This window comes from Salmonella sp. SA15303, from assembly GCF_029962125.1.
Taxonomy (GTDB): domain Bacteria; phylum Pseudomonadota; class Gammaproteobacteria; order Enterobacterales; family Enterobacteriaceae; genus Salmonella; species Salmonella enterica.
The window spans coordinates 1,276,419-1,288,826 of the sequence record NZ_CP123924.1 but is presented as its reverse complement, the minus strand read 5'-3'; the positions used below and the strand labels follow the sequence as shown (position 1 = coordinate 1,288,826).

9 protein-coding genes are annotated in these 12,408 nt (G+C 55.6%); 3 read left to right on the top strand and 6 right to left on the bottom strand.

Annotated features, from left to right (window positions below):
- The first annotated feature begins 14 nt into the window (after nt 1-14).
- On the top strand, nt 15-1,475 hold the full coding sequence (gene dtpD, locus QEN31_RS06225) for a dipeptide permease DtpD (RefSeq protein ID WP_000856793.1): 1,461 nt from the start codon (nt 15-17) through the stop codon (nt 1,473-1,475).
- 48 nt (nt 1,476-1,523) lie between these two features.
- Here dtpD and glnB read toward each other — a convergent pair whose 3' ends face one another.
- The 5 genes from glnB to purL form a co-directional block, all read right to left on the bottom strand.
- Nucleotides 1,524-1,862 (bottom strand): nitrogen regulatory protein P-II, encoded by a 339-nt coding sequence (glnB, locus tag QEN31_RS06220; RefSeq protein ID WP_000717694.1) that lies wholly within the window; start codon nt 1,860-1,862, stop codon nt 1,524-1,526.
- 76 nt (nt 1,863-1,938) lie between these two features.
- Nucleotides 1,939-3,273 carry a two-component system response regulator GlrR gene (gene glrR / locus QEN31_RS06215; protein ID WP_024131115.1) on the bottom strand — a complete coding sequence of 445 codons (1,335 nt, stop codon included), beginning with the start codon at nt 3,271-3,273 and terminating at the stop codon, nt 1,939-1,941.
- The gene (gene qseG, locus QEN31_RS06210) at nt 3,273-4,037 is read right to left on the bottom strand and encodes a two-component system QseEF-associated lipoprotein QseG (protein WP_001054236.1); all 765 of its coding nucleotides are present in this window, start codon (nt 4,035-4,037) and stop codon (nt 3,273-3,275) included. The genes glrR and qseG overlap by 1 nt, the downstream gene beginning before the upstream one ends.
- Before the next feature lies 1 nt (nt 4,038).
- Nucleotides 4,039-5,469 (bottom strand): two component system sensor histidine kinase QseE/GlrK, encoded by a 1,431-nt coding sequence (gene qseE, locus QEN31_RS06205; protein ID WP_001670672.1) that lies wholly within the window; start codon nt 5,467-5,469, stop codon nt 4,039-4,041.
- 649 nt (nt 5,470-6,118) lie between these two features.
- Nucleotides 6,119-10,006, bottom strand: a complete 3,888-nt coding sequence (gene purL / locus QEN31_RS06200) for a phosphoribosylformylglycinamidine synthase (protein WP_000970045.1) — start codon at nt 10,004-10,006, stop codon at nt 6,119-6,121.
- Between the two features lie 21 nt (nt 10,007-10,027).
- On the opposite strand from purL, the gene QEN31_RS06195 reads away from it, so the two are divergent.
- Both QEN31_RS06195 and mltF read left to right on the top strand, forming a co-directional pair.
- Nucleotides 10,028-10,261: a hypothetical protein gene (locus QEN31_RS06195; RefSeq protein WP_001747289.1), complete on the top strand. Its 234-nt coding sequence runs from the start codon at nt 10,028-10,030 to the stop codon at nt 10,259-10,261.
- Complete coding sequence (mltF, locus tag QEN31_RS06190; RefSeq protein WP_000734248.1) at nt 10,262-11,806, top strand: membrane-bound lytic murein transglycosylase MltF; 1,545 nt, start codon at nt 10,262-10,264, stop codon at nt 11,804-11,806.
- Nucleotides 11,807-11,856: 50 nt separating this feature from the next.
- Here mltF and tadA read toward each other — a convergent pair whose 3' ends face one another.
- Nucleotides 11,857-12,408, bottom strand: a complete 552-nt coding sequence (gene tadA / locus QEN31_RS06185) for a tRNA adenosine(34) deaminase TadA (RefSeq protein WP_001134566.1) — start codon at nt 12,406-12,408, stop codon at nt 11,857-11,859.

Sequence of the window (12,408 nt, the reverse complement as noted above, 5' to 3'; positions counted from 1 at the left end):
AGCAAGGAGACTTTATGAAAACACCCTCACAACCGCGCGCGATTTTTTACATCGTGGCGATTCAAATTTGGGAATACTTCAGCTTTTACGGCATGCGTGCCTTACTCATCCTTTATCTTACCCACCAGCTTGGTTTTAATGACAGCCACGCGATCAACCTCTTCAGCGCCTACGCCTCTTTAGTTTACGTTACCCCTATTCTTGGCGGCTGGCTTGCCGACCGCCTGCTTGGCAACCGCGTGGCGGTTATCACCGGCGCCCTGTTGATGACGCTGGGTCATGTGGTATTGGGCTTAGAATCTGATTCAACGTTGAGTTTATATGCGGCGCTGGCCATTATTATCTGCGGCTACGGCTTGTTTAAATCCAATATTAGCTGTCTGCTGGGCGAACTTTACGCCCCTGATGACAACCGCCGCGACGGGGGATTCTCGCTGCTCTACGCCGCCGGGAATATTGGATCGATAGCCGCGCCGATCGCCTGTGGTCTGGCGGCGCAGTGGTATGGCTGGCATGTCGGCTTTGCGCTGGCGGGCGTGGGAATGTTCATCGGCCTGCTCATCTTTTTAAGCGGTCATCGCCACTTTCAGCAGACGCGCGGTGTTAATCGCCCCGCGCTGCGGGCGGTTAAATTCGCCCTTCCAACCTGGGGTTGGCTGGTATTAATGCTGTGTATCGCACCGGTATTCTTCACCCTCCTGCTGGAAAATAACTGGTCTGGCTATGTGCTGGCCATTGTCTGCGTCTTCGCGGCGCAACTTATCGCCCGTATTATGGTTAAATTTCCCGAACACCGTCGCGCCTTGTGGCAAATCGTTCTGTTAATGATCACCGGCACTCTCTTCTGGGTTCTGGCGCAGCAGGGCGGAAGTTCGATCAGTTTATTCATCGACCGTTTTGTCAACCGCCACTGGCTAAACATGACCGTCCCCACCGCATTGTTCCAGTCGGTCAATGCGATTGCGGTGATGGCGGCGGGCGTGGTGCTGGCGTGGCTGAGCAGCCCGAAAGAGAGCGCCCGCTCGGTGCTGCGCGTCTGGCTTAAATTTGCCGTGGGGCTGGTATTGATGGGCGGCGGTTTTATGCTGCTGGCGCTAAACGCGCATCAGGCCCGGTTAGACGGGCAGGCATCAATGGGAATGATGATCGCAGGGCTGGCGCTGATGGGCTTTGCGGAACTGTTTATTGATCCGGTCGCGATGGCGCAAATTACCCGCCTCAACCTGCCTGGCGTCACGGGCGTACTGACCGGTATTTATATGCTGGCGACCGGCGCGGTCGCTAACTGGCTGGCTGGCGTGGTCGCGCAACAAACCACGGAATCGCAAATTAGTGATACGGCGGTAGCCGCCTACGGACACTTTTTCTCGCAAATGGGCGAGTGGACGCTAAGTTGCGTGGCGCTGATCGTCGCCATTGTCGGCCTGAGATGGGTTTGCACCCGGACTACATCGGCGCTACCGCAGGGCGATTAAACGGTGGTTCGCTGCCCACAAGGAGGAGACGGGCAGCGAATCGGCACATCAGATAGCCGCGTCGTCTTCTTCGCCAGTACGGATACGAATAACGCGGGCGACATCAAAGACAAAGATCTTACCGTCGCCGATTTTCCCCGTCTGCGCGGTACGAATGATGGTATCAACACAGGTATCCACGATGTCGTCAGGCACAACGATTTCAATTTTTACCTTCGGCAGAAAATCCACCATATATTCCGCGCCGCGATACAGCTCGGTGTGGCCTTTTTGACGGCCAAAACCTTTGACTTCAGTGACCGTCATGCCGGTAATACCTACCTCGGCCAGCGCTTCACGGACATCGTCCAGCTTGAAGGGTTTAATAATCGCATCAATCTTTTTCATGCTATTCCTTGAAAAGGTCGCCTGTGTTTTGATCGGTTAAACGTAACATATTTCGCGCTACTTTACGGCATGAAAACTACTCTTTGAAATCATTCGCATCCAGTTCGTGACGGGAGAGTAGCTTATAGAATTCCGTGCGGTTGCGCCCCGCCATCCTTGCCGCGTGCGTCACGTTACCTTTGGTAATTTGCAGTAACTTGCGCAGATAGTTCAGTTCAAATTGGTTTCGCGCTTCGGCAAAAGTTGGCAGCGCGGTGTTTTCGCCTTCCAGCGCCTGCTCGACCAACGCATCGCTGATCACCGGCGAAGAAGTTAACGCCACGCATTGTTCAATGACGTTGACCAGTTGGCGCACGTTGCCCGGCCAGCTTGCCGTCATCAGCCGTTTCATTGCATCAGTAGAAAAGGCGCGAACAAACGGTTTATGCCGCTGTGCCGACTGTCTGAGCAGATGATTAGCCAGCAGCGGAATATCCTCGGTACGCTCCGCCAGCGCCGGAATTTTCAGGCTCACGACATTCAGCCGGTAGTACAAATCTTCACGAAATTCGCCCCGCGCCATCGCCTTCGGCAGATCGCGGTGCGTCGCGGAAATAATTCGCACGTCGATATCAATATCGCGATTGCTGCCCAGCGGCCTGACTTTGCGCTCCTGTAACACCCGCAGCAGCTTCACCTGTAACGGCGCGGGCATATCGCCAATTTCATCCAGAAACAGCGTGCCGCCTTCCGCCGCCTGGAACAACCCTTCACGATTGCTCACTGCGCCGGTAAAGGCGCCGCGCGCATGGCCGAATAATTCGGACTCCAGCAACTGTTCCGGTAACGCGCCGCAGTTAATGGCGACAAACGGCTTGTTACTGCGCGGGCTGGCATTATGAATCGCCTGTGCGAAAATCTCTTTCCCGGTGCCGCTTTGTCCGTTAATCAATACGCTGACATCCGACTGCGCGACCATGCGCGCCTGTTCAAGCAGTCGCAGCATCAGCGGGCTACGGGTAACGATAGCGTTGCGCCAGCTATCGTCCGTCGCGGGAGCGGACTGCTCCAGCGCTTCATCTATCGCTTTATATAACGCGTCTCTGTCGATCGGCTTCGTCAAAAAGCTGAATACGCCTTTCTGGGTAGCGGCCACCGCATCCGGAATAGAACCATGCGCCGTCAGAATGATAACCGGCATTCCCGGCTGTACTTTCTGAATTTCTGTGAACAGTTGCATACCATCCATTTCGTCCATGCGCAGGTCGCTTATTACCAGATCCACTTTTTCCCGATGTAGTACCCGTAGTCCTTCCTGGCCGCTCTCTGCGGTCACGACGCTGTATCCTTCACTGGTCAGGCGCATACCGAGCAATTTCAGTAATCCGGGATCGTCATCGACCAGCAGCAGGTGCGCCGGTTTACGGCTTATCATGGCGTTACCTCATCTTGTGACGGCGACGGCGCCGCGCCATCTTCAGACGTCGCGGGTTTGTCATTCGTATGCGGCGTATCGGCGTTGTAATTCCCTGCCGGTTTTCGTGTCGAAAGCTGGCGCTCAATATCGGTTAAACTCTCCAGCTTACGGGTGGTAAGATCGAGCTGCGTTTGCAAGGCCTGTTGCTGCTGGCGCAGCGCATCCAGCTCACTATCTGACATTTGCTGGAGTTTGCTATAACGCTGACGTTCGGCAGAAAGCGCCAGTTGCAGCGCCTGACCGTCATGCCAGATTTGGTAGACGGGCCGTACCTGAGCCGGTATTTGCGCGCTTAACGCCTCCAGACGGGTCACTATGGCGCGCCGCTCCGGCGGCGTAATTTTTGCATCCGCCAGTAAAATCCCGCGCCTGAAGGCATTTTGCCAGTTATCATCCGTCAACGCGCGCGCCTCTGCGCGCGACTGAACCGGCATCAGACGATCGGCGCAGTCAATCGTGCGTAGCCAGTACAGCGGATTCGTCTCCACCGCCTGCCCGCGTAGCGACCAGATATCCGCGCACGCCGTCGGGAGATAATCCGCCAGTTGATAATGGGGGAGCGTGTCCTGCGCTGCGCTACCGGGCAGTTGCTGTGAAGCATGGGGAACACATGCGGTCAGCGCCAGACACGATATGCCCACCGGTATTCCCCACCGCAAAAGGCATCGTTTAATAGTTTGGACGAAAACGTGTGACATACGCACCAGGCTTAAATTCATATTAGTGTTTGTCAGATGCAGGCAATGGCAGCGAGATGCGAAAACAAACTTCCTGCGCGTTGTCATCCACCAGTTGGATCTCTCCCTGCATTCGACGAATACAATCTCTGGCGATACTCAGCCCTAACCCACTGCCTTTTACCGCCCCTTTTCGCTGGTGGCTTCCCTGGAAAAAAGGCTCAAAAATCATTTCTCTTTCGGTTTGCGGAATCGGCTCGCCGCTATTAACCACATCGATATAAACCGTGGAGCCCTGAGAGCGACTACGGATACAAATGTTACCGGATTCAGCGCCATAGTGCACCGCGTTGGAATAGAGATTATCCAGCACGCTCATCAGCAACATGGGCTCTGCTATGCAGCGTTCGGCCTCCAGGTCGACATCGGTATGCATCATTTTAGCGCGGGCAGGCAAACTGTGGGCGGAAACCACCATATCCACAAGCGGCGCGATATCGACCGCTTCCAGCTCTGTGGCACTGTCTACCAGTTTCCGGTTGTAATCAAGCAATTGCTCAATCAATTTTTGTAAATTACGACTGCTGTCATCCAGAATATCGACCACCTCTTTTTGCTCCGGCGTCAGCGGCCCAACCACCTGATCGGCCAGCAGCTCAGTCCCCTCGCGCATACTGGCCAGCGGGGTTTTCAGCTCATGGGACAGGTGACGTAGAAACTGATGGCGCTGGGATTCCAGCCACGCCAGACGCTCACTCAGCCAGATAATGCGCTGCCCCACCGATCGTAATTCACGCGGACCGGTAAAGGTGACGGTATTCCCCAAAGAACGGCCTTCGCCCAGGCGATTAATCATCCGTTCAATTCCTTTCACCGGCCCGATAATCATGCGGGTAAAAAGTAGCACCATCGCCAGGCTCACCAGAAATAGCACCAGCGCCTGCCAGCCGAAAAATTGTCCGCGCTCGGCGATTTCTTGTTGTAACTGCTGCCCGCGCGAGTAAACCACGGTACGCGTCGCCTGCACCATTTCCGTATTCGCGTTGGCAAAGGCCTCCAGGCGCGCGGCCGCTGCCGCTTCCGGGCCGCTATCTTTACACTGCAATTGCGCCAGCGCGTTTAAATCCTGGCGTAACGCCTGATACAACTTATCATCCGGCAAGACGCCGGCATGGGCGTCCAGCATATCGCTATAGCGCTTACGCTGGCTTTGATACACTTTTGCCAGCGTCGGATCGTCAAGCACGCAATACTGTCGGTAGCTTCGCTCCATCTCCAGCGCGACGTTGGTCATCGCCTCGCTGCGCCGGGCGTCAATAAGCGTGCTGCGGTTAGTCACCGCAGCCTGATCGCTTAACGCGTTAAGGCTTTGCCACGCCTGCCAGGCCAGAACCAGCAACGGCAGCAGGATCAGCAAAAAGGCCAGCATGACCAATTGTCGTAAAGAACGGGGGAAAACAGACCAGCGCTTCAACGTGTCGCTCACATAAAAGAAGAATAAAAAAGATGCTAACCGAGGGAAGCGCCAGATACAACAAAGCCGGGCTAAACCCGGCTTTGTTATGGAATAAGGCGGTGCCTAACTCGACGTTTCGCCCGGAGGTTGATAAAGCTACGCTGTTATCAGAAGTTGGACGGCAGGCACCTTGTTGTGCGTCATTCGAAGTTTATGTAGCGCGTCCCTAAGGGGCTGACATAAGAAGGTGAATGAGCCACTGGTTACCATTATGCAGTAATTGTGCCAACATTCAAAAGAATTTGTTAACATAATGATAGATATGAAAAATATCGTTATTCATGCTAAAAATGGCTCTGTCTGTTTTTTGCCCTTTCTGTCGCCAATCAGCAACACCTGCAACACCTAAAAATAAAACAATTTAAAATCAAATAGTTAAATGTCTCTTTTTGGCGACAACCTATCCCCCACTCATGTCGGGATTTCCCGACACTTTAATCTTGCGGCATAAGCGCTAGTTTATTGCCGGATGGCGGCGTAAACGCCTTATCCGGCCTACCGCTTGACGTTCAAGACGGTAGCTACAACCGCGCTTCCCCGTGGGCCTGATAAGCGCCGTCTACAAAAAAGCCCCTCGTGAAGAGGGGCTTAATGGCTATCGGGCTAATTAACCAAGCTGCTTACGCGCATTACGGAAGATACGCATCCACGGGCTATCCTCGCCCCAGTTTTCCGGGTGCCAGGAGTTGGCGACGGTGCGGAATACGCGTTCCGGATGCGGCATCATAATCGTCACCCGACCGTTTTCGGTCGTCACCGCCGTGATGCCGTTCGGCGAACCGTTCGGGTTAGCCGGATAGGTTTCGGTCACCTTACCAAAGTTATCAACGTAGCGCAGAGCGACCAGGCCTTTGCTCTCAAGCGCGGCAAGATGCGCATCGTCACGCACCTCAACGCGCCCTTCCCCATGGGAAACCGCAATCGGCATCTGTGAGCCTACCATTCCTTGCAGCAGCAGCGATGGGCTTTGCGTCACTTCTACCAGGCTGAAGCGGGCTTCGAAGCGGTCAGAATGGTTACGTACAAAACGCGGCCACAGTTCGCTGCCCGGGATCAGCTCGCGCAGATTCGACATCATCTGGCAACCGTTGCACACGCCCAGCGCCAGCGTCTGAGGACGATGGAAGAAGGTTTCGAATTCGTCGCGCACCCGATGGTTAAACAGAATGGATTTCGCCCAGCCTTCGCCCGCCCCCAGCACGTCGCCGTAGGAAAAGCCGCCGCAAGCCACCAGCGCATGGAAGTTACCCAGACCGATACGACCGCCCAGCAGGTCGCTCATATGGACGTCAATCGCGTCAAAGCCCGCACGATGGAACGCCGCCGCCATCTCCACGTGAGAGTTCACCCCCTGCTCGCGCAGTACAGCGACTTTCGGTCGTGCGCCTGTCGCAATGTACGGCGCGGCGATATCTTCATTAATATCAAACGACAGCTTCACGTTGAGGCCCGGATCGGTATCATTCGCTTTCGCCTCGTGTTCCTGGTCGGCACATTGCGGATTGTCGCGCAGACGCTGCATCTGCCAGGTGGTTTCCGCCCACCAGACACGCAGTGTAGTGCGGCTTTCGCTGAATACCGTCTGGTCATTAGCGGTAATCACAAAGCGATCGCCAGCCAGGGCCTGACCAAGGTAGTGGACGCAGTCAGCAAGGCCGTACTGCGCCAATAGCGCTTCGACCGCGTCTCTGTCTTCAGCGCGTACCTGAATCACGCCGCCCAGCTCCTCGTTGAACAGTGCGGCCAGATGGTCATCGCCCAGCGCGGCAATATCGACCTGCACGCCGCAGTGGCCGGCAAAGGCCATCTCGGCCAGCGTCACCAGCAGACCGCCGTCGGAACGGTCGTGCCAGGCCAGTAATTTACGCGCAGCGACCAGCGCCTGCATGGCGTCATAGAAGCCTTTCAGTTGCGCGACGTCACGCACGTCCGCGGGTTTGTCGCCAAGCTGACGATAGACCTGCGCCAACGCCGTTGCGCCCAGCGCGTTGTGGCCCTTGCCGAGATCGATCAGCAGCAAGGCGTTATCTTCCGTTGAAAGCTGCGGCGTAAGGGTGTGACGCACGTCTTCCACGCGGGCAAACGCGGAAATCACCAGCGACAGCGGCGAGGTCATTTCGCGCTGTTCGTTGCCTTCCTGCCAGCGGGTTTTCATCGACATCGAATCTTTGCCCACCGGAATAGTCAGGCCAAGCTGCGGACAGAGTTCCTCTCCCACCGCTTTAACCGCGTCATATAAACCGGCATCTTCGCCAGGATGACCGGCTGCCGCCATCCAGTTAGCGGAAAGCTTAATGCGCTTGATATCGCCAATCTGCGTCGCGGCAATGTTAGTCAACGCTTCACCGACGGCCAGACGGGCGGAGGCGGCAAAGTCCAGCAGCGCCACCGGCGCGCGCTCGCCAATCGACATCGCTTCGCCGTAGTAGCTGTCGAGGCTGGCGGTAGTGACCGCGCAGTCAGCCACCGGGACCTGCCACGGGCCAACCATCTGGTCACGCGCCACCATACCGGTGACGGTACGGTCGCCAATAGTGACAAGGAAGGTTTTTTCCGCCACGGTCGGCAGATGCAGAACACGCTTTACCGCGTCGGCAATCGTGATATCCGCGCGGTTCAGCGCATCGCCTTTCGCCTTCAATGTTTGCACATCGCGGGTCATTTTCGGCGTTTTGCCCAGCAGGACATCCAGCGGCAGGTCGATCGGCTGATTGTCGAAATGGTTATCATGCAACGAGAGATGCTGTTCTTCGGTAGCGTCGCCAATGACCGCATACGGCGCGCGTTCGCGCTTACACAGTTCATCGAACAGCGGCAACTGGTCAGCCGCGACCGCCAGCACATAGCGCTCCTGGGATTCGTTACACCAGATTTCCAGCGGGCTCATGCCCGGCTCGTCGCTAAGAATGTCGCGCAGTTCGAATTTCCCGCCGCGCCCGCCGTCGCTCACCAGCTCCGGCATGGCGTTGGAGAGACCGCCCGCGCCCACATCATGGATAAACAAGATTGGGTTAGCGTCGCCCAACTGCCAGCAGCGGTCGATCACTTCCTGGCAGCGGCGTTCCATTTCCGGGTTGTCGCGCTGAACAGAGGCAAAATCGAGATCCGCATCAGACTGGCCGGAAGCCATTGACGATGCCGCGCCGCCGCCGAGGCCGATATTCATCGCCGGGCCGCCAAGGACGATCAGCTTCGCGCCCACGACGATCTCGCCTTTCTGCACGTGATCGGCGCGAATATTACCGATCCCGCCCGCCAGCATGATCGGCTTATGGTAGCCGCGCAGCTCTTCGCCGTTGTGGCTGTTCACTTTCTCTTCATAAGTACGGAAGTAACCGGTCAGCGCCGGGCGACCAAATTCGTTGTTAAACGCCGCGCCGCCCAGCGGACCTTCGGTCATGATATCCAGCGCGGTGACAATACGTTCCGGCTTGCCAAAATCCTCTTCCCACGGCTGTTCAAAGCCCGGAATACGCAGGTTGGAAACGGAGAAGCCCACCAGCCCGGCTTTTGGTTTCGCGCCACGCCCGGTGGCGCCTTCATCACGAATTTCGCCGCCGGAACCGGTCGCCGCCCCCGGCCACGGAGAGATGGCGGTTGGGTGGTTATGCGTTTCGACCTTCATCAGAATGTGCGCGGGCTCCTGATGAAAATCGTAACGGCCGGTATTGTGGTCGGCGAAGTAGCGCCCCACCGCAGATCCTTCCATCACCGCGGCATTGTCTTTATAGGCAGAGAGCACATAGTCCGGCGTGGTTTCGAAGGTGTTTTTAATCATTTTAAACAGCGACTTCGGCTGCGGTTTACCGTCGATAATCCAGTCGGCGTTAAAAATCTTGTGGCGGCAGTGCTCGGAGTTCGCCTGGGCGAACATGTACAGTTCGATATCGTTCGGGTTGCGCCCCAGTTTGGTAAACGCCTCCTGCAAATAGTCGATTTCATCTTCCGCCAGCGCCAGACCAAGACGCAGGTTGGCGTCAATTAACGCCTGACGGCCTTCTCCCAGCAGATCGACACTGGAAACCGGCGCAGGCTGATGGTGGATAAACAGTTTTTCCGCATCGGTTAAAGAAGAGAACACCGTCTCCATCATACGGTCGTGCAGCTCTGCGGCCACTTGTCGCCACTGTTCCGCCGTCAACGTCGAAGCCTCGATATAGTACGCTACGCCGCGCTCCAGACGATCAACCTGTTGCAGGCCGCAGTTGTGGGCGATATCCGTTGCTTTTGAAGACCAGGGGGAGATGGTACCAGGACGCGGTGTGACCAACAGGAGTTTACCCGCCGGCGTATGGCTGCTAAGCGCCGGGCCGTATTGCAGCAGACGGGTAAGCTGCGCCTGCTCGCTATCATTTAACGGGGCGTTCAGGTCAGCAAAATGGACATACTCAGCGTATATATTGTGGACCTGGAGGTTGGCAGCCTGAAAGCGCGCCAGCAGTTTATTGATACGGAATGCAGACAGTGCAGGCGAACCACGCAGAATTTCCATCATAAGTCTCTCGTCTTCTAAGCTTTGGTGTGCGCAAGGGGGGAAACGGCCGTCATTATAAAGAATCTGACGCGCCGACGAAACCGTTTGCGTAGAAATAAAATCACCGCTTTTTCTTGTCATACGGTGCGGCTATCGTTGCGAATAAGTTGCCAACTGGCGCATTGTTACGCAAAATGCCGCTCATTAATGACTTATCTATTGCAGCAAAACATCTTTTTCAGCCCGAGGCAACGCACGATCCAGAGAATTAACTAATTGAAAAAATTAAAGATTAATTATCTGTTCATCGGCATATTGACGCTGCTGCTGGCAGCAGCCCTTTGGCCCTCAATCCCCTGGTTCGGTAAAACCGAAAACCATATCGCCGCGATTCAAGCCCGGGGGGTACTGCGCGTCAGTACGATCGACTCGCCATTAACCTATTCCGTTATCAACGGTAAAAAATATGGTCTGGACTATGAACTGGCGCAGCAGTTCGCCAACTATCTCGGCGTGAAGCTGAAAGTGACGGTGCGCCAGAATATCAGCCAGTTGTTTGACGATCTGGATAACGGCAATGCCGACCTGCTCGCGGCTGGGCTGGTCTACGACAGCGCACGCGTTAAAAACTATCAGCCCGGCCCCATGTATTATTCAGTTTCGCAACAGCTCGTCTACCGGGTCGGACAATATCGCCCACGTTCGCTGGCGACCGTTAACGAGAATCAGCTTACCATTGCGCCAGGGCACGTCGTGGTCAATGATTTACAGCGTTTAAAAGAGACAAAGTTTCCCGACCTGAGCTGGAAAGTGGATGATAAAAAAGGCTCGACGACGCTGCTGGAAGAGGTCATCAGCGGCAAACTGGATTACACCATTGCCGATTCAGTGGCGATCAGTCTGTTTCAGCGCGTTCATCCCGAGCTGGCCGTGGCGCTGGATGTCACGGATGAACAGCCCGTGACCTGGTTTAGCCGACTGGACGACGATAATACGCTCTCCGCCGCGCTGCTCGATTTTTTCAATTCGATCAATGAAGACGGTTCTCTGGCGCGGATCGAAGAGAAATATCTGGGACATGGCGATGATTTCGACTACGTTGATACCCGCTCTTTCCTGCGAGCGGTAGATAACGTCCTGCCGGAGCTGGAACCGTTATTTAAAAAATATGCCAAAGAGATAGACTGGCGCCTGCTGGCGGCGATTTCTTATCAGGAATCACACTGGGACCCGCTGGCGACCTCGCCAACCGGCGTGCGCGGCCTGATGATGCTGACTAAAAATACCGCCCAAAGTCTGGGGCTGACCGACCGTACCGATGCGGAGCAAAGCATCAGCGGCGGCGCTCGCTATCTTGAAGATATGATGGCTAAAGTTCCCGAAACCGTTCCGGAAGACGAGCGTATCTGGTTTGCTTTAGCCGCCTACAATATGGGTTATGCGCACATGCTCGATGCCAGATCGTTGACGGTAAAAACCAAAGGCAATCCGGATAGCTGGACCGATGTGAAGCAGCGTTTGCCTCTGTTAAGCCAAAAACCGTATTACAGTAAGCTAACCTACGGTTACGCGCGTGGACATGAGGCTTATGCTTATGTGGAAAATATCCGTAAATACCAGATAAGTTTGGTGGGGTATTTGCAGGAAAAAGAAAAGCAGGAAGCGGAAGCTATGAAACTGGCGCAGGATTACCCGGCGGTGTCGCCGGAGGAGCTGAATAAAGCCCCCTTCCCCTTCCTGTCGTTTTTATCGCAGTCATCAGGCTACCTGACGCATTCGCCGTCTTTACTGTTTACGCCGCAGAAGAAAGAAGAAAAATAGCGCGATGGTCTTATCGGATGGCGACGCGCAACGTCTTATCCGGCATTGCGCTATACTGCCGGCCCCGCGCCTTCCGCACGGTCGGCTTTCTTCAGAGCTTTAATTTCCTGACGACGCATACGGAAAAAATCACTGAGCAGCGTCGCACATTCATCGCGCAACACCCCTTCAATAATCTCGACCCGGTGATTCATTCCCGGATGGTGCAGCACGTCAATTAGCGATCCGGCCGCGCCAGTTTTTGCATCGCGCGCGCCAAAGACAACGCGTCCAATGCGGCTATGCACCATAGCGCCTGCGCACATCACACAGGGTTCCAGCGTGACATACAGCGTGGTATCCAGTAACCGATAATTCTGCAATACCAGACCGCCCTGACGCAGCGCCATTATTTCAGCATGCGCAGTAGGATCGTGGCGGCCAATGGGTCGATTCCAGCCTTCGCCAATGACGCGATGGTTATGCACCAATACCGCGCCAACCGGGACCTCGCGTTCGTCCCAGGCGCGTTTCGCCAGCGTCAGCGCGTGGCGCATCCAGTATTCGTGATCTAATTCGACATCAGACAAAGAGGTAACTCCGGTAATGAAAGCGGGCGGCAT

Excerpts from the sequence above, each read along its gene's own strand:
- dtpD (WP_000856793.1), top strand. The coding sequence starts at position 15 with ATGAAAACACCCTCACAACCGCGCGCGATTTTTTACATCGTGGCGATT.
- glnB (WP_000717694.1), bottom strand. The coding sequence starts at position 1,862 with ATGAAAAAGATTGATGCGATTATTAAACCCTTCAAGCTGGACGATGTC.
- purL (WP_000970045.1), bottom strand. The coding sequence starts at position 10,006 with ATGATGGAAATTCTGCGTGGTTCGCCTGCACTGTCTGCATTCCGTATC.
- qseG (WP_001054236.1), bottom strand. The coding sequence starts at position 4,037 with ATGAATTTAAGCCTGGTGCGTATGTCACACGTTTTCGTCCAAACTATT.
- tadA (WP_001134566.1), bottom strand. The coding sequence starts at position 12,408 with ATGCCGCCCGCTTTCATTACCGGAGTTACCTCTTTGTCTGATGTCGAA.